The following is a 26,554-nucleotide window of genomic DNA, read 5'->3' as shown; positions in this document are numbered from 1 at the left end:
TCCGCAATGACGGGCTGAGAAAGCCGGTGTGCCGGGGCCCCCTGGCCCCGACGCACCCAAGATCAGAACTTGAAGTTCGCGAATGCGCGCACGCCGATGCCGGGCATCAGCACCTCGTCCTTGGTATAGGACACCGAGTTGCGGATGTTCTCGTTGAGGAGATTGTTGCCGACGATGCCGGCCATCATCTCGCGCGCGCCGAACCAGTTGCGGTCGAGCTTGGTCTTGTAGCTGACCTCGGCCTTCAACAGATTGTAGCCCGCCGTCGGCGTCTCCGCGATCAATGCGATGTTGTTCTGCGCGAAGGCGTGTAACAGGTTGACGCGCATCAGCCAGTTGTCGTCGCGCCAAAATACGCCGCCGCCCATTCGCATGGGGGGAATGCGCGGCACGTTGGTGCCGTCGCTGAAGGTGGCGCGGACGAAGTCGAGCTGATTCTCGATACCCCAGATGCCACCCTGGAACGCGCCGACGTCGAGCTGCGACTGGAATTCGCCGCCGCGGAAATTGGCATTGCGCTGCGAGTAGACCGCCTGGTTCAGCTCGGCGCCCGGCGTGCCGCAGGAGGCAAAGTCGTCATCGCAGGACACGCCGGTGAGGCGGCGATAGATGAAATTGTCGAAATGCGTGTAGTAAACGGTTGCCTCGAAGCGGAACGGCCCCGTCGCCCTGCGCACGCCGAGCTCGACCGATTTGGCGGTCTCGATGGTGAGGTTGGGATTGCCGATGTCGAAGGTCGCGGTCGCGTCATGGCCGCCGCGCGAGAACAGCTCGGCCGCCTTCGGCGCGCGCTCGACATATTGCGCGGTGATGCTGCCGACCATGCCGCCCGGCAGATCCTGCAGCAGGCCGATGCTGCCGCTCTTGGGCGTGAAGGACGGATTGCGCGCGATCGCCGCCTGCGGCGTGCCGTCGGGCAAATAATCGGCCGGGAAGTCCGGCGTCGTGCCGTGCAGCTCGACATGCTCGATGCGGCCGGCGATCTGCGCTCGCGTCGCCTCCGTGAACTTGAACTCGTTGAAGGCGTAGCCGGCGACGCGCGTGCTGTTGTTCGGGTCCCACAGGCCGTTGAACAGCGTGCCGGGATTGTCCGGGCTCGGCGCGCTCAATTCCTGATGCCCGACCTGGAAGCCCAGCGCCGTCGTCACTTCGGCGAAGCGCGCATTGAACGGCATCAGCTGCACCTCGGTGCGGATTTCCTGCTCCTTGTTGGTGAAGGTCTGCCTGATGCCGTCGCTGTTGAGGTCGGCGGGATCGGCAAGGCCGATCTCGTTGTGGCGGTAGTCGGTCGCGCCGGCCCAGAAGCGGACGGCGTCGATCGCGACGGCGTCGGGATGGTACTCGCCCTTGACGTTGATCTTGGTCTGGTGGCCGTCGATCCGCGTGCGGTGGTCGGCGCCGTCGATGCCGGGGATGTGGTAGAGCGAATCGTTCTGCGTGATCGACGCGCCGATATAGCCGCCCTGGAAGAAGTAGGAGCCGCCGATCGAGGCGCCGTCCGAGCGCGTCGCCGAGTTGGGCTGACGGCCGTTCACGGGGCGCGATTGATCGTTCAGATAGGGATAGCCCGGAATCGAATAGTCCGAGGTCGTGCGGCCATAGGCGTCGGCGTGGAACGCAAAATTGCCGCCGCCGGTGTCGAGCAGTACGCCGCTTTCCACGCCACGGTCGACCGAAGAGAACGCGGTACGGGTCTCGGCGGTGACGCAAGGCGATGTCGCTGCGCTCGCTAGCGGCGCCTTGGTCGGCAGGCCGTAAGCCTGGAATGACGGCGCGCAGTTCGGCACCGCATCCGGAATCCGGTTGTTGGTGGCGCTGACGACGCCGCCGATCGAGGTGGAGCCGTAGCGCAACGCGGCAGGCCCGCGCACCACTTCGATCTGGTTGGTCGCCAGCGGATCGATCGGGACGAAATGATCCTCGCCGAGATCGGACGCACCGCTCGAATTGGTGCCGTTCTCGACGATGCCGACGCGGTTGACGTCGAGACCCCGGATGATCGGCCGGCTGGAGGCGCCGGGCGCGAAGCTCGAGCCGGTGATGCCCGGCTTGGAGAACAGCAGATCGCCGAGCTGGCCGCCGCCCTCGCGGCGGATCTCCTCGTTCGGCACCACCGTGACCGTCGCGAACTGGTTGGTCACAATAGGCAGCACGCCCTGCTGAGGCGCGGCGGGCACGGCGGCTGCCGGCTCTGCTTCCGCCGCTTGTTGGCGGCTGCGCACCCGCGCGGTCCGCGTGCCGCGGCCGGGGTTGCGCGACGGCACCACCGCTCTGCGCACGATAGGGCTCGGCGCCGTCACGGTGACGGCGGGGATCTCGGTCGACGATTTGTCTTGCGCAGGCGTTTGGGCGAAAGCGGGCGTGGCGGCGGCGCCGAGCAGGAGCAGGCTCGCTCCGCCAAGACGCTGCGCGCGTCGCAATTTGAATGACATGGTCCTGATTCCAGTCAGGCGCCGTCCGCATGATTGTGTGCTGATCGGAGGCGGCCTGCCGTCGCGGCGCGACGGAATTCGACTTCAACGTCTCCCGGGCATTTGCCGATGCGCGGCGAGCCCGGGCGTGATCAAGCGATGTTGAGAGTCAGGACGCGGGAGGGGCGCGCGGCTGGAATGCCGTGCCGGCCGATTTCAGATGGAGAAATTCGGCATCAGTGGTGCGGTGGAGCAGCTCGATCGCCTGCGGCAGCAGCAGCACCGGCGGCGTCGCCGATATGACGGTGCCCGCCATCGCGACGACGGCGCAGATCGCGCAATTGTCCTCGCCTTGATGCTCGCGGTCGGGAGCGGCGGGCGATTGCTTCTGGACCGCGGCGCGGTCGACCGCAGCAACGCCGTTGGCGCTATCGGTCTGCTGGAGCGAAGTCTGGGCAAGCGGCGCGGCCTGCGCGAACCAGTGGCTGTGCCCGAACGTCAGCGCGAACTGCACCAGCATCGCGAACAACGCGAGCCGGGCGCCGTGCCTGATATTCGACCGGAACCACTTCATCTGGAAACGCCACCCCGCATCGCGAGATATCGCGATGTAACAATATAACATCGCCCGATCGGTCTGCGGATGTCAATCGCACTCAGACCGGCCAGCGCCGGTGGCGGGCCGATGTGTCGTTCGAGCAACGGATCGAGGTCACCGTCCTTCGCGCACCCATGTCGCGGCGAAGGCACCGAGCAGCAGCAATAGCCCGATCAGGCCGGCGAAGATCGGCAGCACGCCGACGCCCTTGACGACGCTGGCGTCGCGCATCCGCACCCCCATCCAGCCGTCGCCGGCAAAGACGCTGGCCGAGCGCACCGGCAGGATGCGCGGCAGCTCGACATCGGCGCCGCTGGCCACCCGCACGGCGTTGCCGCCGGTCGCCTGTGTCAACGGCTTCAAGGTATCGATGGTGGAGGTGACCTCCGAAAACTCCTTCGGATTGGTCGGGCCGACATTGATCAGCGCCTTCAGCGTGCCGTCGGTAGCCTGCCACAGGCCGAGCTCGCTCGCGGGAAGGCTGGCGCGCCACTCGCCGGGATCGCCGGGGCTCAGCGTCAGATCCTGCGACACGCCTGATGGCGAGGTGACGCTCACCGGCTGGACGCTGTCGGCCATGGTCTGACGCACCACGACGAGGTTCTTGCCCTGCACCTGCAGACGCAGCGCCTCTTCGTCGAGGTCCGGTTGCTTCATCAGCCAGTGCGACATCCGCCTGAGCAGATCCAGGTGCGGGCCGCCGCCCTCATAGCCGCGCGCCCACAGCCAGATGTGGTCGGAGAGCAGAAGCGCGACGCGGCCCTCGCCGAAGCGCGACAGGAACAGAAGCGGCTTGCCGTCCGCCCCCGTCATCACCGGCGGGTTGACGGAATTGCGGGTGTCGACGGTGCGGAAGAAGCGGCTCCAGTGCGGCGGCTCGCTGGCGGAGCCCTCCAGGCCGCGCGTGACGGGGTGGCGTTTGCCGATGTCGGACAGATGCGCATAGAACGGTTTTTCCGTCACGCCGACCGGCTCGGCCGGCAGCACCGAATCCAGCGGCGTGCGCCAGATGCTGGTGTTGGAGGCGTAGTCGGGGCCGGCCGAGACCAGCACCGCGCCGCCGCCGCGCACATAGCGCGCGATGTTGTCGAAATAGGCGATCGGCAGCACGCCCTGGCGGGCGTAGCGATCGAAGATGATCAGCTGGAATTCGTTGATCTTCTGCTGGAACAGCTCGCGGGTCGGAAACGCGATCAGCGACAATTCGTTGATCGGCGTGCCGTCCTGCTTCTCCGGCGGACGCAGAATGGTGAAATGCACGAGGTCGACGCTGGCGTCGGACTTGAGCAGATTGCGCCAGGTCCGCTCGCCCGAATGCGGCTCGCCCGAGACCAGCAGCACGCGCAGCTTGTCGCGCACGCCGTCGATGGCGACGACGGCGCGGTTGTTCACCGGCGTCAGCTCTCTCTCGAGCGGCGAGGCCTCGATCTCGACGATGTTCGGGCCGGCATGCTTGATGTCGACGTCGACGCTCGCAGCCTGGCCGCTCGAGAGCGTGCGCTCGTTGATGACCTCGCCGTCCCTGCGGATCGTGACCTTGGCGCGCTCGCCCGTGACGCCCTGGTCGTCGAGGCGGTAGCTGATGGTCTGGGTCTGGCCGACGATGCCAAAGCGCGGAGCGGCCGTGATCGCGATGCGGCGGTCGCGCTCGTCCTTCTGGCCGGTGATCAGCGCATGCACCGGCGCCTGGAAGCCAAGCGCCGTGGCGCTGGCCGGAATGTCGTGGACGCGGCCGTCGGTGATCAGGAACGCGCCGGCGACCCGGTCGACCGGCACGTCCGACAAGACCGAGGCGAGGGCGCCGAACAGCTTGGTGCCGTCGGTCTCGCCGTCGGCCTGTCCGGCCTCAACGACACGGACTTCGAGCCCCTTGACCTTCTTCAGGCTGTCGACCAGCGCTTCCTGCGCTTGCGCAGCCTCCCGATTGCGGTTGCCGAAATTCTGGCTCGGGCTCTTGTCGACGACGACAGCCGCGACCGAGGTGAGGGGATCACGGTCCTCGCGGGTGAAGGAGGGATTGGCGAGCGCGAGCAGGAACAGCGCCAGCGCGGCCACGCGCACGGCGGCGCCGCGCGCGCGCGCGACCAGCAGCACGATCGCGATGACGACGATCGCGGCGAGCGCGATCCACAGCACGATCGCGGGGACAAGCGGCGTGAATGCGATGCCGTAATTCATCTCAATCCTATTGCCCCAGCCGTTCGATCAGGGCCGGTGCGTGCACCTGGTCGGCCTTGTAATTGCCGGTCAGCGTGTACATCACGATGTTGGCGCCGGCGCGGTAGGCGAATTCGCGCTGGCGGGTGTCGCCGCCGGTCACCGGCAGCATGGCCTGGCCGTCGGGCCGCACCGCCCAGGCGCCGGCAAGATCGTTCGAGGTGATGATGATCGGCGAGACGCCGTCGCCACCGCGCGCCGGCCGCTGCGCGCTGTCCTCGTCCTCGTCGCGCGGCAGGGTCTCGACCCAGGTCTGGCCGGTGACGAAGCGACCGGGGAAGTCGCGCAGCAGGTAGAAGGTCTTGGTCAGCACGTGCTCGCGCGGCACCGGCTCGAGCTCGGGCACGTCGAGCGACGACAGGATCTCGCGCAGCGTTTGCATGCCCGGGGTCTGCGCGGCGCCGTTGGCGCCCGGCGGCGCTTCGATCGCGTCGCGGGTGTCGAACAGCACGGTGCCGCCCTGCTTCATGTAGGCGTCGATCTTGTTGATGGCGTCCTGCGGCGGCTTGGGCGCGCCCGGCACGATCGGCCAGTAGATCAGCGGGAAGAAGGCGAGTTCGTCGCGCGCGGGGTCGATGCCGACGGGATCGCCGGCCTCGAGCGCGGTGCGCTGCGCCAGGAACAGCGTCAGTCCGGACATGCCGGCCCTGACGATGGAATCGACGTCGGCATTGCCTGTGACGACATAGGCGAGGCGGGTCTGCGACGTCGCCTTCATCGCGAAATCGTCCGCGGCGCTGTCGGCGCGTGACGGCGCGGGCGAGAGCGAGGCGAACAGCAGGCCAAGCACGATCATTGCGGGCGCTGCGCGGCGGCGCAGCAGCGCGGCGATCCCGCCGCCGAGCACCGCGACGATGATGGCGTCGATCAGGAACAGCGCGAGCGCCGTCGACAGCAGCCAGCCGCGCAGGTCCCGCGGCTCGGCATTGGTGTAGGTGGCGTGCCGGGCGCGCAGGCTCGCGGTGTTGAGCGCGGCGATGCGGTCGGCGCTGGCAAGTGTGTTCACGGCAAGCGGTCCTTCGGCCGGGCCATAGAAGCCCGGAGGATGATCTGACGTGGCGCGGTCGCGGTAATCCGCGGGCAGCGGCTTTGCGGTCGCCGGCGGCGGGCCGAACGCGCCAAAACCGTCGAGAATGTGCAGCGGCGCCACCGTCTCGATGGTCGCTTCGCTGGCAACGCCTGGGCCTGGCTTTGACGTGTAGCCCGACATGTCGACGACCCGCCGGAGCATTTCGACGAAGGTGCCCGACATCGGCAGATCCGACCAGCGCATGTCGGCGCTGACGTGGAACAGGCTGACGAGGCCCTTGCCGCGATGCTCGCCGGTGACCAGCGGCGTGCCGTCTTCCAGCGAGGCCCAGCTCTTGGTGGCGAGCACGGCATCGGGCTCGGCCAGCACCTGGCGGCTCACGGTGACATCCTTGGGGACAGCGACGCCGGCAAACGGTCCGTCGGCCGCGAAGGTCGCAAGATGCTGCGGCTTCTCCCAGGTCAGGCTGCCGCCGAGCGTGCGGCCGCCCTTGCGCAGCTTGACCGGCACGAGATCGTCCTCGGCCTGCGCCAGCCGGGGGCCGGCGAAGCGCACCAGCACGCCGCCCTGGTCGACCCAGGCATTGAGGCGCTCGCGCAGCTCCGGCGCGATGGTGCCGACATCGGCGAGGATGATCATCGGCAGTTTCTGGTCCAAGAATTGTGTGATGCCCTGCTGTGGCGAGCCCTTGTCGGCGAGCCTGACGTCGGCGAACGGCGCCAGCGCGCGGGTGAGATAGAAGGTCGGCGCCAGCAGCGGCTGCGCGGTCTCGCTGGTCGCACCCGAGACGATGCCGATGGCGCGGCGGCGCCAGCGCTTGTCGAGCAGCTGCACCGCGCCGGCGGAGCGCTCGCCCGAGATCTCGAGCCGCGTGATGTCGTTGCGCAGCTCGACCGGCAGATCGAACGCAGCGTCGGTCTCCTTGTCCTGCGGACCGAACGTGTAGCGGGCCTCTCCGATCGGCGAGGCCTTCTGGTCCAGCGCGCGCACGGTGCCCATGGCGATGCCGCTGTCGGTGCGCAGCACCTTCACCGTCATCTTCGCCGCGGCGTTCTCGGCCGCGACCAGCGCCAGCGGCGAGGAGGTGCCGCCTTCGAACACGGTCAGGCTGCGATCGCCGACGGTCTTGCCGAGGCCAGCGACGAAGTCCTCGCCGCGGCCGGTGTCGACGCCGTCGGACAGCCAGGCGATCTCGCAGTCGCCGGTGGCTTTCAGGAAGCGGTCGACCGCGGCCAGCGTCTCGACGCGGTCGATCGAATAGGGCTTTGGCGCGAGCTGCCGCAGCGCGACGCGCGCCGCGCCCGCCGGCATCAGGGTGATGTCGCGGTTCGGCTCGGATAGCGGCACCAGCGCGATGGCGCGGCGGTCGTTTTCGGCATTGGCGATCAGCTCGTCGGCGGCCCTGATCCTGACGTCCCAGTGCGACGCGGCGCTCCAGCCGTCGTCGAGCATGATCATCAGCTGCGCCTTGCTGTCGGCTGCGCCAACTTGCGGATTCCAGATCGGGCCGGCAGCCGCGAAAATGACGAGAGCCGCTGCCAGGAGACGCAACGCGGTCAGCCACCACGGCGTCCGCGAGGGCGTCTCCTCCCGGGGGGAGATGTCGAACAACAGGCGCGTCGGCGGAAACTCGATGCGGCGCGGCCGCGGCGGCATCACGCGCAGCAGCCACCACAGCACGGGCAGGCTGACGAGGCCGATCAGGAGCAGCGGTTCGGTGAAGGCGAGCGGCAGTCCCATCATGCGGCCGGCCCCACCTTGATCGTCGTGGTGCGGGCGCCCGACTTGCTCACCTGCATGCCGGCATGCAGGAACAGCAGCAGCTCGGCGGCGGAGCGGTCGGTGGCGTGCGTGGTGAACAGCCAGTCCAGCTTGTTGGTCTCGGCGCGGATCTGGTCGCGGTGCAGCGCGAGCCGCGCGGTGTAATCCTGCGCCCAGCTCTCGGCGCGGCCGGCGGTGATCACGCCGAAGCCTTCCGGCTCGACGAACTCGACGCGGCCGGAATAGGGGAACGATTCTTCGGCGGGATCGACGATTTGCACCATCGTGCCATGCGCGCCGGAGCCGGAGAGGCCTGTGAGCGTCGTCTTGATTTCCGCGATCGGCGACCAGAAATCCGACAGCACGATGATCTCGGCCAGCGCCGCCGGCACAAAGGACGGCGGCAGGCTGAGGCGGTCGGCATCGTCATGCAGCATCGCCTGCGCCATCTTGTCGATCACGCTGCGGCTCGCGGTCGGCGCCATCAGGCCGGGAATGCCGACACGCTCGCCGCCGGACACCAGCAGCTCGGCCAGCGCGAAGGCGACGATCAGCGTGCGCTCGAGCTTGGACTCGCGCGCGGTCTTCGAGGCGAACGCCATCGACGGCGAGCGGTCCGGCCAGATCCACACCGTGTGCGAGGCTTCCCATTCGAGCTCGCGGACATAGAGATGGTCGTCGCGCGCCGAGCGGCGCCAGTCGACGTTCTGTGCCGGCTCGCCGGAGACGAAGCGGCGGTATTGCCAGAAATTCTCGCCGGAGCCGGCGCGGCGCCTTCCGTGCAGGCCGTGGATGACGTTGGCGGCGATGCGGCGGGCTTCGAGCACCAGGCGCGGCAAGGAAGCTGCGAGCGTGCGGCTTTCGCCATCGGCACGTCGGATCGCGATGATCTCCTTCGCTGTGTGCCCGTTCTCCGCTGCCATCAACCGATCCGTGTCTTCAATTGCCGGATCACGTCCGGAATCGTGCGGCCCTCGGCGCGCGCCTGGAACGTCAGCGCCATGCGGTGCTTCAGCACGGGTTCAGCGAGGTCGAGCACGTCGTCGACCGACGGCGCCAGGCGTCCGTCGATCAGCGCGCGCGCGCGCACGGCCAGCATCAAGGATTGGCTGGCTCGCGGGCCGGGGCCCCAGGCGATGAACTTGCCGGCTTCGCCGGCGTCCGGACCGGGACGGGCCGAGCGCACCAGCGACAGGATCGCCTCGACGACGGAATCGCCGACCGGCAGGCGCCGGATCAGCCGCTGCGCCGTGATCAGCGCGTCCGCGGTCATCGAACCCCTCGCCAGCGTCTCCTCGGCGCCGGTGGTCTCGAACAGGATGCGGCGTTCGGCGTCGCGATCGGGATAGTCGACGTCGATCTCCATCAGGAAACGGTCGAGCTGCGCTTCGGGCAGCGGATAGGTGCCTTCCTGCTCCAGCGGGTTTTGCGTCGCGAGCACGTGGAAAGGCTTCGGCAGATCGTGGCGCGCGCCGGCCACGGTGATGTGCTGCTCCTGCATCGCCTGCAGCAGCGCCGATTGCGTGCGCGGGCTGGCGCGGTTGATCTCGTCCGCCATCAAGAGCTGCGCGAACACCGGACCTGCGATGAAGCGGAAGGCGCGCCTCCCCGCGGTGCTCTCATCCAGCACCTCGGCGCCGAGAATGTCCGACGGCATCAGATCGGGCGTGAACTGGATGCGCTTGGCATCGAGACCGAGCGTCACGCCGAGCGTCTCGACCAGCTTGGTCTTGGCAAGGCCGGGCACGCCGATCAGCAGCGCATGGCCGCCGGAGAGGATGGTGACCAGCGTGTTCTCGATCACGCGATCCTGGCCGAAGATGACGGACGCGATCGCATCCTTCGCCGCGCGAATCTGGCTCGACACCTGCTCGGCCGAACGAACGATCCCGTCCTCGAGTTTCTCGACACTCTCCGCCATCCGTTTAGCTCCTTCAGCCTGCCACGCGGCTTGCTTGCGCCGTCACGTCACCACGTCACGGATCATCACGTCAGATCATCACGTCAACTCATGGGCCTATGCTAGACTTGCAGGAAGGCCATGTATTCGTTGAATTAACCTATCCCCACCTTATCGGCTTCGGGTTATGTACGGCATCACGAAGTGGCGACCTCCCCCACCGGACTAATCCGGGGTGGAACCGTGCACCCGATTACAACGTAGACGTACAAGTCAGGCCTGCACCAATCGTGCCAAAGGACAAAGTCAGGGCAAACCATGGCGAACCAAGGGCAGAGCGCCGATCGCGGTCTTGAGGGGCTGACTGCCGCCGCCAAAAGTGCTGCCAATGCCGAAGGCGCCAAGAGGGGGCTGCCTCCGGTGCATCTGTGGAATCCGCCGTTTTGCGGCGATCTCGACATCCGAATCGCCTCCGATGGTACTTGGTTCTACTTGGGGACGCCAATCGGGCGCCCCGCTCTGGTGCGGCTGTTCTCGACCATCCTCAAGCGCGAGGGCGACAAGCATTTCCTGGTCACGCCGGTGGAGAAGGTCGGCATCCGGGTCGACGACGCGCCCTTCATGGCGGTCGAGATGCAGAAGGACGGCGAGGGCAACCATCGCGTGCTGCGCTTCCGCACCAATGTCGACGACTGGGTCACCTGCGATGCCACGCACCGGCTGCGTTTCGAGCAGGCCAGGGACGGCGGGCTGACGCCGTATCTGCACGTTCGCGCCGAGCTCTGGGCCAAGGTCACAAGGGCGCTCTATTACGATCTGGTTGACATGGGCGAGGAGCGGATGGTCGATGGCCAGCCGATGTTCGGCGTCGAATCGGCTGGCGAATTCTTCGCCATGGCCGATGCGGAGCAGGTGAGGGCCGCGCTTTGAACAAGCCTATCTTGAAGAGCGATCCTGTCGCCGCCGGCGCGGCGGATTTCTTCGCCCGCTCCAGGGCGAAGCTCGGCTTCGACGTTCCGCTCGGCCTCTACGATCCGAACATCATTCCCGCCTCGGGCGATCCCGGCACCGACAAGATGCTCGAGATCGTCGCGCGCGAGCAGCCGGTGCGCCCCGCGGCGGTCCTGATCGCGGTGGTCGATCATCCCGAGCCGACCATCTTGCTGACGCAGCGCTCGGCGCATCTCAACGACCATGCCGGCCAGATCGCTTTCCCCGGCGGCAAGATCGACGCCACCGATTCCTCGCCGCTGGACGCGGCGCTGCGCGAGGCCGAGGAGGAGGTCGGGCTGTCCAGAGACTTCGTCGAGCCGATCGGTTATCTCGATCTCTACGGCACCGCCTTCGGCTTCCGCATCCTGCCGACGGTCGCCAGGGTCAGGCCCGGCTTCGAGCTCACCATCAACCATTCCGAGGTTGATGATGCGTTCGAGGTGCCGCTATCCTTCCTGATGAACCCAGTGAACCACCAGGTGCACAGCAAGGAATTCCGCGGCATGGAGCGGTTCTACTACGCGATGCCGTTCGCGGAACGCTACATCTGGGGTGCGACGGCCGGCATGCTGCGTGTGCTGTATGAGCGGATCTATTCATCATGATCCGGCCGGTTCTGACCGAGATCGGAATCTTCCTCATTCCCTTTGCCGTCTACGCATTGTTCCTGGCCGCGACGCGGTCCGGCCTGTTCGCGCGTTCCTCCTGGCCGGTCGCGGTCGTCGCGCGTCTTGCGCTGGCGGCGATCGTGCTGGTCATTGCGGGCCTGATCGGACTTGCGCACTTCTCCGGCGCCGCTCCGGATTCGACTTACGTTCCCGCCCATATCGAGAACGGCCGGCTGGTGCCGGGCGTGGAAAAATAGGGGCCGCACGATGAGCGCGGAGCCGATACTTGCCCCGATTCTTGCCGATGCGCCCTGGCTGACCGCAGGCGGGACCGCGCGCGTCCTGCAATTGCTCAACGTCGACGGCGAGGAAGCGCGCGTGGTCGGCGGCGCCGTACGCAACGCGCTGCTCGGTCTTCAGCCCGGCGACATCGACATCGCGACCACCGCGCGGCCGGAGGAGGTGATCCGGCGCGCCAAGGCCGCCGGCATCAAGAGCGTGCCGACCGGCATCGACCACGGCACCGTCACGCTGGTGATCGACAGCCACCCCTATGAAGTCACGACCCTGCGCGAGGACACCGAAACCTTCGGCCGCAAGGCCAAGGTCGCGTTCGGCCGCGACTGGGTCAAGGACGCCGAGCGGCGCGACTTCACCATGAACGGCCTGTCGGTCGATGCGCGCGGCGTCGTCTACGACCATGTCGGCGGCATCGCGGATGCCAAAGCGCGCCGCGTGCGCTTCATCGGCGATCCCGACCAGCGCATCACTGAAGATTATTTGCGCATCCTGCGCTTCTTCCGCATCCACGCCGCCTTTGGTGCCGGCGATCCCGACCGCGACGGCTATCTCGCCTGCATCCGGGGGCGTGCGGGTCTTGCCAGCCTCTCGGCCGAGCGGGTGCGCATGGAGATGCTGAAGCTGCTGGTGGCCGGCGGCGCATCCGCGGCCGTGCTGGCCATGGCCGAGGGCGGATTGCTGCAAGCGCTGATCGGCGGCGTTGCCTATACCGGGCCGCTGTCGGCGATGATCGCGATCGAGCGCGAACTCGGCCTCATCGCCAGCAGCACGCGGCGCCTCGCCGCGCTGACCGTCGCCGTGACCGAGGATGCCAAGCGCGTCGCCGCGCGTCTGCGGCTCTCCAATGCCGAGACCAAGGCACTGGATTCGATGGGCCACCGCTGGTGGCGCTTCGCCGCCAAGGATGAGGCCAATGCACGGCGGCTGCTCTATCGGCTCGGCCCCGAGCGCTATCACGATCGTGTGTTGCTCGGCTGGGCGCGCGCCGGTGGCGACGTCACCTCGATGCGCTGGCGCGCTCTCGCCGAGCTGCCGCAGCGCTGGACTGCGCCGAAATTTCCGCTGAAGGCCGCCGACTTCATCGCGCGCGGTCTGGCCGAAGGACCAGCGCTCGGACATGTGTTGACGCTCGCCGAGGACGCTTGGCTTGCGGCGGATTTTCCCTTAGAGGAAGCCGCACTTGCTTCCATCGCCGATCAAGCTGCGGCACGCATCAGCCGCGACGAGAGAACGTGACCATCGTCTCAGGCTTCGCCGACATCTCGATCTTTCAGCTCCTGCTGGTGGCGTTGATGGCGTTGTTTGCTTCGATCATCGGTGGTCTCGCCGGCTACGGCACCGGCGCCCTGATGCCGCTGGTGCTGGTGCCGCTGGTCGGCGCCGAGCCGGTGGTGCCGATCATCGCGATCTCCGCCATCTTCACCAATTCCAGCCGAGCCGTTGCTTACTTGCGCTACGCCGACCGCCGCCGCGCGCTGATCGTGCTCGCCTGCGCCGCGCTGACGACCGCACTCGGCGCCTACGGCTATACGCGTCTCACCAATGCCGGCGCGGCGCTCGTGATCGGCACCATGCTGATCCTGAGCGTGCCGCTGCGCCGCGTCCTCCGCCGCCGAAAGGTCAAGATCGGCGACAGCGGCCTTGCCGCCGGGTCGGTCGGCTACGGCGTGCTGGTCGGCGGCACCTCGGGCTCAGGCGTGATCCTGCTGTCGCTGCTGATGGCCGCAGGCCTCGAAGGCGCCGCCGTGATCGCAACAGACGCGATGATCTCGCTCGGCACCGGCCTCATCAAGATCTCGGTGTTCGGCCTCGCCGGTGCCGTGACCGCGCAGGTGCTCGCCTTCGCGCTGCTGATCGGAGCGATCGCGATCCCCGGCGCGTTCCTGGCAAAGGCCTTCGTGGAGCGGATGCCGGTGCACATCCACACCGTGATCCTCGATGCCGCGGTGATCACCGGAGGGCTGGTGATGATCTCGGCGGCGGTGAGGCAACTGATCGGGTAGCTGCTTCCTTCAGTGCCGAGGACCCGTCTGAATATCGTTGAAGCTTGAACGCAACACCTTTCGCTTCATTGCGTTGACTCTGGACTTTGGCGTCACAATCCTGGTGGCAGACCGGTTGGTAGCCAAGTGCCAGACGTGGAGATTAGGCTATGCCCAAGCAGTACGAGACGCCGGAGCAGCGGGAGAAGCGTGAACTCGACGAGGAACTCGATCGACAATTGCAGCAGACGTTTCCAGCCAGTGATCCGCCGAAAATCACGCGGAGTCCGATCAGACGAACCGCACCAAGGTTGGCTGCCCGCGACGCCGAACGACGACGCCGCTAGGTTCGGCGCCCCTCTCGGCCCTGTGAGCGGCACGGGGATGAGCCACGGCACGCTTCACGCCTTCGGTTCGGGCGCGACTGCCTCCTTGGCCATCCCGAGCTTGGGGCTGGCGGGGGGGACGACCAGGACGTCCACGTTCAGCGAGCGCAGGACTTCCTCCGTTACGCTCCCGATCAACGCCCGAAGCAATCCGGATCGGCCGTGCGTACCCATCACGAGCATGTCGGGCCGCTTCTCCTCGACGGCACGGGTGATGATCTGCATGGGTCCGCCTTCGCCGACGCGAAGAGACCATCGTCGCGTGCCGAACTCGTTGGTCACCAGAAAACTGGTCAGTTCCTCCATTGCCCTGTGACGTTCGCTCTCGACATATCCGGTGATGACGGCCGAGCTAGCCCCAGAGCTGATCAATCGCGTCTTGGCCATCGGCGAGAAGGCGTGAAGAAGCGTCGCTCCGTCTTCTTCCAGAAGTCCGGTGGACAGGCCGATGCGGATTGCTTCAGCCGATGTTTCTGACATGTCGACCGGCACCACAACCCGTTCATAGCGCCGCTGGGCCTCGTTGTTCACCATCAGCACGGGATATTTTCCACCGCGAATGACACGTTCGATGGTGGTCCCTGTAAAAATATCGCGCAAAAATTGCTTGCGATGGCCGCCCATCACGATGAGATCTGCGCCGACTGCTGCGGCCGCGCGCAATATCCCGTCGAAGGGATGGCCCTTGACGACGGTCGGATAGCAGCGAGCGTCATGCAGCTCGGGCATGGACCCGATCTGCTCCACCAGCACCCGCTGTGCCTCCCGCTCTTCCATGCGGACCAGATCGGCCGGCTGGTCTTCATCAACGACGTGAACAAGGTGCAGCTCGGCACGGCGGGAGCGAGCCAGAAGGCCAGCTTGCCGGAGCGCGCGATGGGAGCGCGTAGAGAAATCCGTCGCAGCGACGATGATCATGTCAGGACCCTCATATTGGCCAACGATGGCAAGTCGATTTCGTGCCAGCGGCGGAAATTCGATTGGCTTGGAAGCGGCTCATGCCCGCGAACGCGCGGACCCGCCGCGAGAGGCGGAGCGCGGTAACGCGTCGCGGTCAAAAGCAAATGGTGGACACGGCGGCAGGGGGTGACAAAGCACCCTCCAAAGTCACCTTTTCGGATCGCGAGGAATCGGCGGCGGACGGCGCGCAAATGCCGCGCGGAATCCGTCGGGATCGCAAATCCAGATGAACATCATCCACGAGGTCAGGACGAGCAACGCTGAAAATACCGACATGAGGAACTCCCGGCTTGGTTTGGAATCGTCGAGTTGCCGCACCCGGGCGATCCGCAATCGCCCGGGTCACCGGCCGATCTGCAGCCGGTTCCCCTGAATTCGATCTCGTGGCACTTTGGTCATCACGGCCTCTGTTTGGGATGCGGCCGATTTCCGAGCGGCATCCCGCATTGCTGGCGTGTCTGAAGCCTCGCCCCTCGGAAGTGCGGCGCGTGCCGAACGCGGAGCCAATTGCTCCGGTCGCACGGCCGGCTGAAGGTTGCGGCGAACTCGCGCGCAGCTCGGCATCATCCACGCGCTAGACGTAGGCATTCGCCGCGAGAATCAAATGCGACATTTAGCCGGCCTTGGCCGATCCGCAGATCCGCCTGCAATCAGCGCGTGGTCGTTTGTGGCGCCGTGTGCTTCGTCCTAATTATTCTCTGGTTCACGCGCTGGCGGACTTTGTTCGGCGGTATCGCGGAATCGGGCTGCGCCGACCAACACAGTCAGCGCGATAGGGGTGGTCACGACGCCAAGCCCTACAATCAGGATTTCGTGCAACACCGGTCTGCTCTGCAGGACCGAGAAGTAGACCATCGAAGCGGCCGCGATGAAGACGGTGCCGAGCGTCGTCCCCAGCGTCGGCGCATGGACCCGCTCGTAAAATGTGCCGAGACGCAACAGGCCGAGCGAACCGACAAGCGTGACGGCCGCGCCAGTGAGCAGAAGAACTGCCGTGAGAACCGCAGTCCAGGGCGGCAATTGTTCGATGCCGTTCATTCGATCACCTCGCCGCGGAGCAGAAACTTGGCCAGTGCAACCGTCGCGACGAAGCCGAACAGCGCCATGGCCAGAGCCGCCTCGAAATAAAGCGCTTCGCCGGATCGAATCCCGAACGTCAGAAGCAACAACATCGCGTTCACGGACAACGTGTCGAAGCCCAGGACGCGATCCTGTGCCCGCGGCCCTAGAAAGATGCGGAAGGCGCCGCAGCCGATCGCCAACCCGAGCAGCACTTGCGCGGCAACGAGCGAGTAGGTCAGCATGAGCTGGCTCATTCGAATATCTCCAGCAGATGGCGTTCGTAGCGGTCCTTGATCGTGCGGATCCACTCGTTTTCATCGACGAGGTCCAGAACATGGATCATCAACGAACCCTTCTGAGCGTCGAAATTCACCCACAGCGTTCCGGGGGTCGACGTGATGATGCAAGCCAATGAGGCCAGCCCGTACGGGTTGCGCATGTCGAGGGGAATTTTCACGAACCCCGACGTTCGCTGTCGCCGTCCAAAACCGAGAACGATCTGTCCAACCGCCAGATTGGAGCGGACGATGTCGACCGCGACCAGCCCCAACAGTCGCAGAATGACGCGGGGTCGTCTGACCCGCACGCTCGGTAACTCCAGCACGGTGAGAATCCGCCCGCCGACGAGCGCGACCATGCAGCCAAGGAGGATGTGCCCGAGCGTGGCTGCTTGATTGAGCAGCAGCCACAATGCGAGAAGGCAGAAGCTCACGATCGGAAAGGGCAGAAAGCGTGTCATTTGCCCCCCGCTTTTCGGCTGCCTTGGGGGGCGGCCAGGACGTCGCTGACGTTGCCCGCCGGCGCGTGCAGAGATTGTGCCGTAGCCTGCATGAAACGGATCACGGGACCGGCCAGGACCGTTTGGGCGGCGCAGATGATCAGCAGGAACATGATCGGCGCCATCTCGATCACGCGCACGCGCGGCACGGTGCGATCGGGCGAGGCCCAGAAGATGCGGATTCCCGCGCGGGCCATCGCGACCAACGTCGCGAAACCAGAGAAGATCAGCACAACGAGGAGCGCCCATCCGCTGCCGGGAACGGCGCCGTTTTGATGCGTCTCTGTCGGATTGAGCGCCGCCGCGAGCAGCGCGAATTTAGCGATGAAGCCGGACAGCGGAGGCAGCCCGGCGATGACCAGCGCACAGCCGATGAAAGCGACGCCGAGTAAGCCCATCGTGGCTACGATGGCGGTGCCGACGTCCTCTTCCGCTTCGCCTGTCTCGTCCTCTTCTCCATAGGCTTCCCGGGTGACGGCGATCATGTCCGCTCCAGGTTCGCGGCCGCGTTCGATGAGCTCGACGAGAAGGAAGAAGGCGCTGATGCCGAGCGTCGAGCTGACCAGGTAAAAGAGCGCTGCACTGGTGATGCCGACCTGTCCCATCCCCGTGGCAGCGAGCACCGTTCCGGAGGATACGAGCACCGAAAAGCCGCCGAGGCGTGCGGTATCCTGCGATGCCAACGTGCCGATCGCTCCGAACAGGGTCGTCGCCAAGCCGCCCCACAATAGCCAGTCGCTGCCGAAGCCGGCCGATGCGCCGGCGCCTTCGCCGAAAAGCAAAAGCGACAGACGCAGTAAGACATACACGCCGACCTTCGTCATGATCGCAAAGATCGACGCCACCGGCGGACTTGCGGCTGCGTAGGCCGTCGGGAGCCAGAAGCTCAGAGGCCACATTCCGGCCTTGAGCAGGAAGGCGACCGCCAGCACGCCCGCACCTGCTTCGAGCAAGCCCCGGCTCTCGGCGGCGATGGCGGGCACTCTTGCCGCGAGATCCGCCATGTTGAGCGTCCCGGTGACGCCGTAGATCAGGCTGACCCCGATCAGAAACAACAGCGACGCCGCCAGGTTCACGACGATGTAATGCAGCCCCGCCTTCACCCGTGCAATGCCGGAACCGTGCAGCAGAAGGCCGTATGATGCCGCCAGCAACAGCTCGAAGAACACGAACAGGTTGAAAAGATCGCCGGTGAGGAAGGCGCCGTTGAGGCCCATCAGCAGGAATTGAAACAGGGAATGGAAATGCGCGCCTGCCCGGTGCCAACGGGCAAGAGAGAACACCGCCGAGGCCAGCGCCAGGACGTTGGTCAGGAGCAGCATGAGGGCGGACAGCCGATCGAGAACGAGGACGATTCCGAACGGAGCAGGCCAATTGCCCAGACGGTAGACTTCCCTGGTTCCTGCATCGGACATTCCGAGCAAGACCACCGCGATGCAAACGAGTGCAACGGTTCCGGTGACATTGAGGCCTGCCACGATGGCTCGGTGTCTTTCTCCGTTGAGCAGCAGCATGCCGGCACCTGCCAGCAAAGGCAGGAGGATTGGCGCGATGACCAGACTTGCAGCGCCGCTCACGCTTCCGGCTCCTGACCGTCCACATGATCGGTCCGTGCCAGGCCGCGCGATGCGAGCAGAACCACCAGGAACAGGGCGGTGGTCGCGAAGCTGATGACGATTGCAGTCAGCACTAGCGCCTGCGGGACCGGATCAGCGTGCTTGGCGACATCGCCGATCTCCTTTGCGATAAGCACCGGAGCCCCGCTCCGCACCCGCCCCACGGCCACGATGAAGAGATTGACGGCGTAAGAGAGCAATGACAGCCCGATGATGACTTGAAACGTGCGCGGCCGGAGGATCAGCCACACGCCGGACGCCGCAAGCGTACCGATACCGATCGCCAGCACGAGCTCCATCAGACCAGTTCCTCCTTCGACCGCTCGCCGGGCAAGCGCTGGCCGGTCTGGAGTGGACCTCCGTAGCGACGCAACGATTGATGCGCGATTGCGATGAGCATCAGCACCGTGGCACCGACCACGAGCGAGAACACGCCGATGTCGAAAAGGAAGGCGCTGGCCATCGGGACACGGCCGACCAGAGGCAGCTCGGCATACGCAAAGTACGAGGTCAGGAAGGGGTATCCGAGGACGCAGGCGGCGGCTCCCGTGCCCCCCGCCAACAGAAGCCCGAAGCCCATCCAGCGCACGGGCATGACGTGAAGACGAGCTTCCACCCATGCCGTGCCGCGAGCCATGTACTGCAGGATGAACGCGGTCGCCATTGCGACGCCTGCCACGAAGCCTCCGCCTGGAAGGTCATGCCCGCGCAACAGGAGGAAGATCGCCACGACGCCGATCACCGGAAACAGCAGCCCCATCATCAGGGCCGCAGTCTCCGTTGTATCCTTGGCAGTGTCTCCCTTCTGTCGATCGGGATGCGCTTCGTCGTGGCTATCCTGCGCGTGCTGCTGTTCGGGAACGGGAATGCTCTCGGGCGCCGGACGGAAGCGGCGCAAGAGAGCGTAGACGGTCAGTGCAACGACCGCGAGCACCGTGATCTCGCCCATCGTATCGAATCCGCGGAAGTCCACCAGGATGACGTTGACCACGTTGGTTCCGCCACCTTTCGTGTACGCGTTTTCGACGAAGTATCGCGAGATGCTGTCCGTAGCCGGGTGCTGCATCACTGCCAGCGCGAGCGCGGCCAGCCCGACGCCGGCGAAGAGCGCGATAGCGAAGTCACGCACGCGGTGCCATCGAATCCTGCCGGCGGCCTGGCTCGCGTCGACCGGTGCGACGCGCTTCGGCAACCATCGCAAGCCGAGCAACAGGAGAACCGTCGTCACCGTCTCGACGACGATCTGCGTCAGCGCGACATCGGGAGCGGACAGCCACACGAAGCTGACGCAGGTCACGAGACCGGCAGTCCCGAGCAGGATCAGCGCGACGACGCGATGGAATTTAGCCTGGACCGCAGCGCCGATGGCGCAGGCAGCGCCCACCGCCCAGAGCAATGCAAAGGCGAGGTCAAACTTGGCCCCTAAGGGATTCGCCAGCATGATGCCACGTGAATAGAGTGGCAGCAGGGCAGCGACGAACGCCACGCCGGCCAGGATCCTCAACTGTGGCTGGAGATGTCTCGTCCCGAGCTTGCTCGCCAGCCAGCGTGCAAGTCGCCAGGATAACGTCACCATCATCCAGTCAAAGATCTGCTTGCCGCTGAAGCGGCCGAGCAAGGGCGGTCCCTCGTTGACGAGGAGGTAGGAGCGCAGCATCACATAGACGCCCACCCCACCCACCATCGCCAGGATGCTCATCAGCAGTTCGGGGGTAAAGCCATGCCATATTCTCAGGCTGTACTCCGGCATCCTGGAACCGAGAACTGCTCCAGCAGCGGTATCGAGGATCGGTGCGACGGTTAACGCGGGAGCGATGCCCACGACGATACATGCGAGCACGAGAAGCTCGGCCGGAAGTCGCATCAGGAGCGGGGGCTCGTGAGGCGTGCGCGGGAGGCCGACCGGGGCCGGGCCGAAGAACACGTCGCGAATGAACCGGAGCGAATAGGCCACGCTGAAAGTGCTCGCGGCGGTGACGATATAGGGAAGCGCTCGATCGACCAGCGAGTTGTCATGAATCTCGATCGTCTCGGCGAAGAACATCTCTTTCGAGAGGAATCCGTTCAGCAGCGGCACACCGGCCATCGACCCGGCGGCGACCATGGCCAGAGTCGCCGTGATCGGCATGAACGCCCAGAGACCGCTCAAGCGGCGAATGTCGCGAGTGCCGGTTTCGTGATCGATGATGCCCGCGGCCATGAACAGCGATGCCTTGAACGTGGCATGGTTCATGATGTGGAAGATCGCTGCGATCTGCCCGAACGGCGTATCCAGTCCGGTCAGGAGCGTGATCAAGCCGAGGTGGCTGATCGTCGAGTAGGCCAGCAGCCCCTTCAAATCCTGCTGGAACACCGCGAGAAATGCTCCCAAGAGAAAGGTGATCAAACCAGCCGATCCCACCAGCCACAACCATTCGTTCGATCCGCCCAGGGCCGGCCAGAGCCTGACCAAAAGAAACACGCCCGCCTTCACCATCGTTGCCGAATGGAGATAAGCGGATACGGGCGTCGGAGCCGCCATCGCGTGCGGCAGCCAAAAATGGAACGGAAATTGGGCGCTCTTGGTCAGCGCGCCGAGCAGGACCAGCACGAGTGCAGGGACATAGAGCGCGTGCGAACGGATCGCGTCTCCGGAAGCGAGCACCTTGTCCAGGTCATAGCTGCCTACGATGTGACCGATCAGCAGCACGCCGGCGAAGAGGCAAAGTCCGCCGGTCGAAGTGATCACCAGCGCCATTCGTGCGCCGTCCCTTGCAGCCGAATTGTGATGCCAGTAGCTGATCAGCAAGAACGAAAACAGGCTGGTCAGTTCCCAGAAGAAAACCAGTTGCAACAGGTTGCCGGAGAATACGATCCCCAGCATTGCGCCCATGAACGCGAGCAGGAAGGAAAAGAAGCGCGGAACGGGATCGCTTGCCGACATATAGTAGCGGGCATACAGCACCACCAGAAAGCCAATTCCGGTGACCAGCATTGCGAAGGCCCATGCGAAGCCATCAAGTCTCAGCGCAAACGCGAGTCCGAGTTCGGGCACCCACTCCGTTCGCCACCCGATGACGCCACCATTCGCGACATCGGGATAAGCCGTGGCGATGAGGCCGAACGCGGCGAGTGCAACTCCTCCGGCGAGCCATGCCTCGGCGTTGCGCGCATTGACCTGCAACAGGGCGGCAATGAAGCTTCCGGCGAAAGGAAGGACGAGAACGGCAAGGAGGAACATTTGCGTTCATTGCCCCAAACTGCGAGGTGGCGAGAGGTCGTCCGCTGGTCCTCAATTGCTTAGCCGACGCGGGCGGATATCTCTACTGCTAGATTTTCGCGATGGTGCCGACTTGAGCGGGCGGAAATTGCGGCCGCGAGAGCGCCGCGCAGAGCATAGAAGCCCCGGGGCGCGATGTGCGCCAGCCACTCATCTCGACGTGGCGGAAATTCGGAACGGTGTCACGCTATCTGCCGGAACGTTCGTTGTTCCATCGCAGGTGCGCGTGGATGCTGCGTTCGACTATATCCACCGCGGTCCAAAATTGCGGCTCACAGTCGCGTCAAACTGTCGCCCCTGTCTGCTGGAGAGCGAATGATCGCCTTTAGCGACGCGCGCCCCAGCATGATTCGAAATCAGACGAGCTGTCTACAAAGGCCTTCATCGCAAGTCCCGCAATCATCTGGCGATGTCCGCTACCGCGCCGTTGTTGGCGGAGAAGCGGACATCACGAGCGCCGGAGCGAAGCGCTCCGATCTAACGAGGATGCAGTCTTAGGTGTGCCTACTCCTCGTCTTCGTCGTCCTCGTCGTCATCATCCTCGTCCACTTCTTCCAGGCGCTCGAGCACGGCGAGCGGCAGCGTCTCGCGAAACAGGTCGCCTTCGACGCCCATCCAGAGACAGATCACGTCGTCGCCCTTCACGTTCGCGACGGTCAGCGGCTGGCCGCCGGATTTCAGCATGACGATATCGCCGGCTTTCAGTTCCATGGATGGTCCTTTCGGTTGATTGACTTAAGAAGCTAACAAGCCGGCATGACGCGCCGATCACGGGATGCGGGATCAGTGGATGTCCTGCGGCAGCGCGCATCCGCTGCCAGACTGCTGAAACGCCGATGATGGAGTGTCAAGCCGGAGCAGTCCCATTGCGAGAGGCAAAGGCGCTTCTCGGATGGGGTGCGCAGGGGGTACGTCCCGTGCGTCGCGATGATGGCATCATGCGCCTGTTTTGCCCGACAGGTCAAATCATTTCGTAAAATCAGAAATTCATTTTGCGCGTGCTGTAAGCCGTTGTAATTGCAGCAGCGCCCTACTGTGCATGGGGTTGTTTTCGATATTTTGTCTTCGGGCTCGGTTACGGCCGCTCCGGCACCAGCTCGGTCAGCGAGCGGATGATGCGGTCGGGCCTGACCGTCGAGCCTTCGGGCAGGCCGTCGCCGTGCACGTCGATCCAGATCGAATAGATGCCGAGGCGCTGCGGCGTCACCACTTCCCATTCCAGATTGTCGCCGATCATCCAGGTGTCCCTTGCGGAAACGCCCAGCGCCTCCATCGCGTGCAGATAGGCGCGCTCCTCCGGCTTGCCGAAACCGTGCTCACCCTCGATCTGGATATGGTCGAAGCGATGAGTCAACTCGAACCGCTCGACCTTGGCGCGCTGCATGTCGGCGGCGCCGTTGGTGACCAGCGCGAGCTTGATGCCGCGTGCCCTGAACGCGTCGATCGCATCATGCGCGCCGGGGAAGACGAAGATTGCTTCCTCGCGATAGGTGGTGAAGCGGTCGGCGATGCGATCGGCGAGATCGTCGGACAGGGCGCGATGGCCGTTTGCGGCGAGCGCGGCGAAGCCGCCGCGCACGGTGAGCCTCCGCGCCTCGCCGAGCTTCATCCGCCAGATCGGCTCCGCGGTCGACCAGAACTGCCGCGCAAAGGCGAGCACCGCGGTTGCGACTTGCGCCGGCGGCAGCGGCGCCAGCTCTTCGGCAAACTCGTTCGCGATCGTGTTCCAGGCGATCTCGGGCCGGCCATAGGCCGACAGGATGGTGTCATCCATGTCGATCAGCATGGCGCGCGGCAGCGGCCTCGAAACAGTCATGGCCACTTCACCTCCGGCGGCATCGACGACAGGATCGAATCCACATTGCCGCCGGTCTTCAGCCCGAAGATGGTGCCGCGATCGTAGAGCAGGTTGAATTCGACATAGCGGCCGCGCCGGATCAATTGCTCCTCGCGGTCCGCGGCGGTCCAGCCTGCCGCGAAATTGCGCCTGACGATGTCGGGATAGATCTTCAGGAAGGCGCGGCCGACGTCCTTGGTGAAGGCGAGGTCGGCGTCCCAGTCACCGCTGTCGTGCCAGTCGTAGAAGATGCCGCCGATGCCGCGGGCCTCCTTGCGGTGCGGCAGGTAGAAATATTCGTCGCACCATTTCTTGTACTTGTCGTAGTCGGCAACGCCGTTCGGCTGGTTGCAGGCTTGCTTCATCGCGGCGTGGAAGGCGATGCTGTCGGCATCGTCCTGGGTGCGCCGTCGGTCGAGCACCGGTGTGAGATCGGCGCCGCCGCCGAACCAGGCTTTCGTGGTGACCACGAAGCGGGTGTTCATGTGCACGGCGGGCACGTTCGGATTGCGCATATGCGCGATCAGCGAGATGCCGGAGGCCCAGAATTTTGGATCGTCCGCGGCGCCGGGGATCTGGGCGCGAAATTCGGGCGCGAACTCGCCGTGCACGGTCGAGCAGTGCACGCCGACCTTCTCGAACAGGCGGCCGTGCATCATCGACATCACGCCGCCACCTCCAGCCGCGCCGGTATGGTCGGTGCGCTGCCAGGGCGTGCGCTTGAAGCGGCCGGCTTCGCCTGGATAAAGGCTTTGCGGGGCGTCGTCCTCGAGCCGCTCGAAGCTGGCGCAGATGTCGTCGCGCAAGGCTTCGAACCAGGTGCGGGCGCGGGTCTTGCGGTCGTCGATCGTCGACATGTCCATCTGCATTCCCAGTCGCGTCCTATCTGATGCCGAGCGATTTATGCGTCTGCACGCTGAGCCGCCATTGCGGATGATGCAGGCAATAGTCGATCGCGCGCGCGGTGTTCTCGATGACCTCCGGTCCGTCCATCGGCTGCAGCGAAAAGCGCTCGAAGGCGAGGCCCTCGAACGTCTCGGGCGCGGCGAGGGCCTGCGGATAGACCAGCTTCAGCTCGTGGCCCTGGCGCAGCACCAGCTCGCTGCCGCCCTTGGGACTGACGCAGATCCAGTCGAGCCCCTCCGGCGCTGCGATGGTGCCGTTGGTCTCGACGCCGATCTCGAAGCCGCGGGCGTGGAGCGCCTCGATCAGCGCGGCGTCGACCTGGAGCAGCGGCTCGCCTCCGGTCAGCACCACGTAGCGGTTGGCGGCGGCCGCAGTCCATTGCGCGGCGATGGTGTCGGCGAGCTCCGCGGCCGAGCCGTAGCGGCCGCCGAAGGTGCCGTCGGTTCCGACGAAATCCGTGTCGCAGAACTTGCAGGTGGCCTCAAGGCGGTCCGCCTCGCGGCCGCTCCAGAGGTTGCAGCCGGCAAAACGGCAGAACACGGACGCGCGCCCGGCATGGGCGCCTTCGCCTTGCAGGGTCAGGAAGATTTCCTTGACCGCGTAACTCAATCGTCTCTCCTCAATCTATCGGGCTTGCGGGTTCCGGATCTGCCGCAGCGCCTCGCCGGCGGCCATGGCCGCGGTCATGGCGACATTGAGCGACCGCAGCCCCGCCTTGATCGGGATCACCAGCCGGGCATCGGCGGCCTCGACCACCGCGTCCGTGACACCGGCGCTCTCGCGCCCGAATAGCAGGATGTCCGACGTCTGGTAACGGAAATCGCGGTAGTCGGTGGCAGCTTTCGTGGTGAACAGCAGCAGGCGGTAGCCATGTGCGGCGCGCCAGTCCTCGAATTTGGCCCAGGAGTCGTGTCTGATAAGGCTGACGTGGTCGAGGTAGTCCATTCCCGCCCGGCGGAACAGGCGGTCGGAGACGGGGAAGCCCGCCGGTTCGATGATATGGGCGGCGATGCCCAGGCAGGCGCAAAGCCTGAGAATCGTGCCGGTGTTCTGGGCGATGTCGGGTTGGAAAAGCGCTATCTGCATGGGCTGTGCGAGGGCTATATCGGGGGCGATGCGGGCCGGAAATGTCTCAATAAAACATCGCCTGCCCGGGAATTCGTGCATGGCACGCTCCCGCGCCGATAGCGGGCTTGCGCTCGCCCGGCAAGGGTGCCAATAGAACGATTCTGGACTGCTGTTTCACCCGTTTAGAGGTGAATGGGCGAAGTTCTGCCGCCGCGGGGGGCCGCGGGCGCCGGCAGACTGTTCCGGGGACCTTGGGGGCTCCTGGAGCGGTTCCACCGGTGGCGTAAGAAGAAAGGGTTGGAATCGTGACGACAGCGTCTTCGGCGGACCATCCGACACGCCGTGATTTCTTATTCGTTGCAACCGGGGCAGCTGCAGCAGTAGGGGGCGCAGCCGCGCTCTGGCCCTTCATCTCCCAAATGAATCCTGACGCTTCGACTATCGCCGCCGGTGCGCCGATCGAGGTCGATCTCAGTCCGGTCGCCGAAGGTCAGGACATCAAGGTGTTCTGGCGCGGCAAGCCGATCTACATCAGCCACCGCACCAAGAAGCAGATCGACGAGGCGCGCGCCGTCAACGTGGCGAGCCTGCCTGATCCCGAGACCGACGAGGCGCGGGTCAAGTCCGGCCATGATCAATGGCTGGTCGTGATCGGCATCTGCACCCATCTCGGCTGCATCCCGATCGCTCATGAAGGCAGCTACGACGGCTTCTTCTGCCCCTGCCATGGTTCGCAGTACGATTCGTCCGGCCGCATCCGCCAGGGGCCCGCGCCCGCTAACCTGCCGGTGCCGCCGTACCAGTTCGTTTCCGACACCAAAATCCAGATCGGCTGAGCCTCGGATCCTCGTCCGAAGCTTCCCGCCGTCTCGTCGTACTATT

Annotated in this window: 26 protein-coding genes; 7 read left to right on the top strand and 19 right to left on the bottom strand. The window is 65.5% G+C overall.

Annotation, left to right across the window (positions count from 1 at the left end; all coding sequences use genetic code 11):
* Positions 1-62 precede the first annotated feature (62 nt).
* The 6 genes from GDN70_RS30070 to GDN70_RS30045 form a co-directional block, all read right to left on the bottom strand.
* The gene (locus tag GDN70_RS30070) at positions 63-2,432 is read right to left on the bottom strand and encodes a TonB-dependent receptor (RefSeq protein WP_152103389.1); all 2,370 of its coding nucleotides are present in this window, start codon (positions 2,430-2,432) and stop codon (positions 63-65) included.
* Between the two features lie 148 nt (positions 2,433-2,580).
* Positions 2,581-2,985, bottom strand: a complete 405-nt coding sequence (locus tag GDN70_RS30065; RefSeq protein ID WP_038972161.1) for a DUF2946 family protein — start codon at positions 2,983-2,985, stop codon at positions 2,581-2,583.
* Between the two features lie 138 nt (positions 2,986-3,123).
* The gene (locus tag GDN70_RS30060) at positions 3,124-5,187 is read right to left on the bottom strand and encodes a membrane protein (RefSeq protein ID WP_038972160.1); all 2,064 of its coding nucleotides are present in this window, start codon (positions 5,185-5,187) and stop codon (positions 3,124-3,126) included.
* A 7-nt stretch (positions 5,188-5,194) separates the two neighbouring features.
* Positions 5,195-7,999, bottom strand: coding sequence for a DUF4159 domain-containing protein (locus GDN70_RS30055; protein WP_038972159.1), 2,805 nt, complete (start codon positions 7,997-7,999; stop codon positions 5,195-5,197).
* A complete protein-coding gene (locus GDN70_RS30050; protein WP_038972158.1) occupies positions 7,996-8,940 on the bottom strand; it encodes a DUF58 domain-containing protein in 945 nt (314 codons plus the stop codon). The genes GDN70_RS30055 and GDN70_RS30050 overlap by 4 nt, the downstream gene beginning before the upstream one ends.
* Positions 8,940-9,938 carry a MoxR family ATPase gene (locus GDN70_RS30045; RefSeq protein WP_018323293.1) on the bottom strand — a complete coding sequence of 333 codons (999 nt, stop codon included), beginning with the start codon at positions 9,936-9,938 and terminating at the stop codon, positions 8,940-8,942. The genes GDN70_RS30050 and GDN70_RS30045 overlap by 1 nt, the downstream gene beginning before the upstream one ends.
* A 297-nt stretch (positions 9,939-10,235) precedes the next feature.
* Here GDN70_RS30045 and GDN70_RS30040 point away from each other — a divergent pair, with 297 nt between their 5' ends.
* From GDN70_RS30040 to GDN70_RS35240, 6 genes are all read left to right on the top strand, one after another.
* Entirely contained in the window at positions 10,236-10,847 is a 612-nt protein-coding gene (locus GDN70_RS30040; protein ID WP_028141717.1) for a DUF1285 domain-containing protein, read from the top strand.
* Complete coding sequence (locus GDN70_RS30035; protein WP_038948319.1) at positions 10,844-11,515, top strand: CoA pyrophosphatase; 672 nt, start codon at positions 10,844-10,846, stop codon at positions 11,513-11,515. The genes GDN70_RS30040 and GDN70_RS30035 overlap by 4 nt, the downstream gene beginning before the upstream one ends.
* A complete protein-coding gene (locus GDN70_RS30030) occupies positions 11,512-11,775 on the top strand; it encodes a DUF6111 family protein (protein ID WP_028141715.1) in 264 nt (87 codons plus the stop codon). Before GDN70_RS30035 ends, GDN70_RS30030 begins: the two co-directional genes overlap by 4 nt.
* Before the next feature lie 10 nt (positions 11,776-11,785).
* On the top strand, positions 11,786-13,054 hold the full coding sequence (locus GDN70_RS30025; protein WP_038948318.1) for a CCA tRNA nucleotidyltransferase: 1,269 nt from the start codon (positions 11,786-11,788) through the stop codon (positions 13,052-13,054).
* Entirely contained in the window at positions 13,051-13,821 is a 771-nt protein-coding gene (locus GDN70_RS30020; protein WP_152103388.1) for a sulfite exporter TauE/SafE family protein, read from the top strand. Before GDN70_RS30025 ends, GDN70_RS30020 begins: the two co-directional genes overlap by 4 nt.
* A gap of 149 nt (positions 13,822-13,970) precedes the next feature.
* A complete protein-coding gene (locus GDN70_RS35240; protein WP_173015891.1) occupies positions 13,971-14,147 on the top strand; it encodes a hypothetical protein in 177 nt (58 codons plus the stop codon).
* A 54-nt stretch (positions 14,148-14,201) separates the two neighbouring features.
* Here GDN70_RS35240 and GDN70_RS30015 read toward each other — a convergent pair whose 3' ends face one another.
* The 13 genes from GDN70_RS30015 to GDN70_RS29960 all read right to left on the bottom strand — a co-directional run bounded on the left by GDN70_RS30015 (position 14,202) and on the right by GDN70_RS29960 (position 25,690).
* Entirely contained in the window at positions 14,202-15,104 is a 903-nt protein-coding gene (locus GDN70_RS30015) for a universal stress protein (RefSeq protein WP_152103387.1), read from the bottom strand.
* Between the two features lie 189 nt (positions 15,105-15,293).
* Complete coding sequence (locus tag GDN70_RS35235; protein ID WP_154694107.1) at positions 15,294-15,464, bottom strand: hypothetical protein; 171 nt, start codon at positions 15,462-15,464, stop codon at positions 15,294-15,296.
* A 369-nt stretch (positions 15,465-15,833) separates the two neighbouring features.
* Complete coding sequence (gene mnhG, locus GDN70_RS30010) at positions 15,834-16,184, bottom strand: monovalent cation/H(+) antiporter subunit G (RefSeq protein WP_152103386.1); 351 nt, start codon at positions 16,182-16,184, stop codon at positions 15,834-15,836.
* On the bottom strand, positions 16,181-16,462 hold the full coding sequence (locus GDN70_RS30005) for a K+/H+ antiporter subunit F (RefSeq protein WP_028141712.1): 282 nt from the start codon (positions 16,460-16,462) through the stop codon (positions 16,181-16,183). The genes mnhG and GDN70_RS30005 overlap by 4 nt, the downstream gene beginning before the upstream one ends.
* Positions 16,459-16,947, bottom strand: a complete 489-nt coding sequence (locus GDN70_RS30000) for a Na+/H+ antiporter subunit E (protein ID WP_152103385.1) — start codon at positions 16,945-16,947, stop codon at positions 16,459-16,461. Before GDN70_RS30000 ends, GDN70_RS30005 begins: the two co-directional genes overlap by 4 nt.
* Positions 16,944-18,563: a monovalent cation/H+ antiporter subunit D gene (locus tag GDN70_RS29995; RefSeq protein WP_152103384.1), complete on the bottom strand. Its 1,620-nt coding sequence runs from the start codon at positions 18,561-18,563 to the stop codon at positions 16,944-16,946. Before GDN70_RS29995 ends, GDN70_RS30000 begins: the two co-directional genes overlap by 4 nt.
* The gene (locus GDN70_RS29990) at positions 18,560-18,901 is read right to left on the bottom strand and encodes a Na+/H+ antiporter subunit C (protein WP_152103383.1); all 342 of its coding nucleotides are present in this window, start codon (positions 18,899-18,901) and stop codon (positions 18,560-18,562) included. Before GDN70_RS29990 ends, GDN70_RS29995 begins: the two co-directional genes overlap by 4 nt.
* Positions 18,901-21,822, bottom strand: coding sequence for a monovalent cation/H+ antiporter subunit A (locus GDN70_RS29985; protein ID WP_152103382.1), 2,922 nt, complete (start codon positions 21,820-21,822; stop codon positions 18,901-18,903). Before GDN70_RS29985 ends, GDN70_RS29990 begins: the two co-directional genes overlap by 1 nt.
* Before the next feature lie 543 nt (positions 21,823-22,365).
* Positions 22,366-22,572, bottom strand: coding sequence for a YodC family protein (locus GDN70_RS29980; protein ID WP_028141708.1), 207 nt, complete (start codon positions 22,570-22,572; stop codon positions 22,366-22,368).
* A gap of 364 nt (positions 22,573-22,936) precedes the next feature.
* Positions 22,937-23,677: an HAD family hydrolase gene (locus tag GDN70_RS29975; protein ID WP_173015890.1), complete on the bottom strand. Its 741-nt coding sequence runs from the start codon at positions 23,675-23,677 to the stop codon at positions 22,937-22,939.
* Positions 23,674-24,561, bottom strand: a complete 888-nt coding sequence (hemF, locus tag GDN70_RS29970) for an oxygen-dependent coproporphyrinogen oxidase (RefSeq protein ID WP_028141706.1) — start codon at positions 24,559-24,561, stop codon at positions 23,674-23,676. Before hemF ends, GDN70_RS29975 begins: the two co-directional genes overlap by 4 nt.
* Before the next feature lie 19 nt (positions 24,562-24,580).
* Positions 24,581-25,213: a 7-carboxy-7-deazaguanine synthase gene (gene queE, locus GDN70_RS29965; RefSeq protein ID WP_028141705.1), complete on the bottom strand. Its 633-nt coding sequence runs from the start codon at positions 25,211-25,213 to the stop codon at positions 24,581-24,583.
* 15 nt (positions 25,214-25,228) lie between these two features.
* Complete coding sequence (locus GDN70_RS29960; RefSeq protein WP_028141704.1) at positions 25,229-25,690, bottom strand: tRNA (cytidine(34)-2'-O)-methyltransferase; 462 nt, start codon at positions 25,688-25,690, stop codon at positions 25,229-25,231.
* Between the two features lie 287 nt (positions 25,691-25,977).
* Between GDN70_RS29960 and petA the strand changes: the two genes are divergently transcribed.
* Positions 25,978-26,508, top strand: a complete 531-nt coding sequence (gene petA / locus GDN70_RS29955) for a ubiquinol-cytochrome c reductase iron-sulfur subunit (protein WP_028141703.1) — start codon at positions 25,978-25,980, stop codon at positions 26,506-26,508.
* The last annotated feature ends 46 nt before the right edge of the window (positions 26,509-26,554 follow it).

The organism is Bradyrhizobium sp. TM102 (assembly GCF_009176685.1).
Taxonomy (GTDB): Bacteria; Pseudomonadota; Alphaproteobacteria; order Rhizobiales; family Xanthobacteraceae; genus Bradyrhizobium; species Bradyrhizobium ottawaense.
Note: the sequence above shows the minus strand (reverse complement) of the source record. Positions and strands in the feature narration are given on the sequence as shown.

Bases quoted from the DNA above. Each gene is read 5' to 3' on its own strand.
- GDN70_RS30070 (WP_152103389.1), bottom strand. From the start codon at position 2,432: ATGTCATTCAAATTGCGACGCGCGCAGCGTCTTGGCGGAGCGAGCCTG.
- GDN70_RS30065 (WP_038972161.1), bottom strand. From the start codon at position 2,985: ATGAAGTGGTTCCGGTCGAATATCAGGCACGGCGCCCGGCTCGCGTTG.
- GDN70_RS30060 (WP_038972160.1), bottom strand. From the start codon at position 5,187: ATGAATTACGGCATCGCATTCACGCCGCTTGTCCCCGCGATCGTGCTG.
- GDN70_RS30055 (WP_038972159.1), bottom strand. From the start codon at position 7,999: ATGATGGGACTGCCGCTCGCCTTCACCGAACCGCTGCTCCTGATCGGC.
- GDN70_RS30050 (WP_038972158.1), bottom strand. From the start codon at position 8,940: ATGGCAGCGGAGAACGGGCACACAGCGAAGGAGATCATCGCGATCCGA.
- GDN70_RS30045 (WP_018323293.1), bottom strand. From the start codon at position 9,938: ATGGCGGAGAGTGTCGAGAAACTCGAGGACGGGATCGTTCGTTCGGCC.
- GDN70_RS30040 (WP_028141717.1), top strand. From the start codon at position 10,236: ATGGCGAACCAAGGGCAGAGCGCCGATCGCGGTCTTGAGGGGCTGACT.
- GDN70_RS30030 (WP_028141715.1), top strand. From the start codon at position 11,512: ATGATCCGGCCGGTTCTGACCGAGATCGGAATCTTCCTCATTCCCTTT.
- GDN70_RS30025 (WP_038948318.1), top strand. From the start codon at position 11,786: ATGAGCGCGGAGCCGATACTTGCCCCGATTCTTGCCGATGCGCCCTGG.
- GDN70_RS35240 (WP_173015891.1), top strand. From the start codon at position 13,971: ATGCCCAAGCAGTACGAGACGCCGGAGCAGCGGGAGAAGCGTGAACTC.
- GDN70_RS30015 (WP_152103387.1), bottom strand. From the start codon at position 15,104: ATGATCATCGTCGCTGCGACGGATTTCTCTACGCGCTCCCATCGCGCG.
- mnhG (WP_152103386.1), bottom strand. From the start codon at position 16,184: ATGAACGGCATCGAACAATTGCCGCCCTGGACTGCGGTTCTCACGGCA.
- GDN70_RS30005 (WP_028141712.1), bottom strand. From the start codon at position 16,462: ATGAGCCAGCTCATGCTGACCTACTCGCTCGTTGCCGCGCAAGTGCTG.
- GDN70_RS30000 (WP_152103385.1), bottom strand. From the start codon at position 16,947: ATGACACGCTTTCTGCCCTTTCCGATCGTGAGCTTCTGCCTTCTCGCA.
- GDN70_RS29990 (WP_152103383.1), bottom strand. From the start codon at position 18,901: ATGGAGCTCGTGCTGGCGATCGGTATCGGTACGCTTGCGGCGTCCGGC.
- GDN70_RS29985 (WP_152103382.1), bottom strand. From the start codon at position 21,822: ATGTTCCTCCTTGCCGTTCTCGTCCTTCCTTTCGCCGGAAGCTTCATT.
- GDN70_RS29980 (WP_028141708.1), bottom strand. From the start codon at position 22,572: ATGGAACTGAAAGCCGGCGATATCGTCATGCTGAAATCCGGCGGCCAG.
- GDN70_RS29975 (WP_173015890.1), bottom strand. From the start codon at position 23,677: ATGACTGTTTCGAGGCCGCTGCCGCGCGCCATGCTGATCGACATGGAT.
- hemF (WP_028141706.1), bottom strand. From the start codon at position 24,561: ATGGACATGTCGACGATCGACGACCGCAAGACCCGCGCCCGCACCTGG.
- GDN70_RS29960 (WP_028141704.1), bottom strand. From the start codon at position 25,690: ATGCAGATAGCGCTTTTCCAACCCGACATCGCCCAGAACACCGGCACG.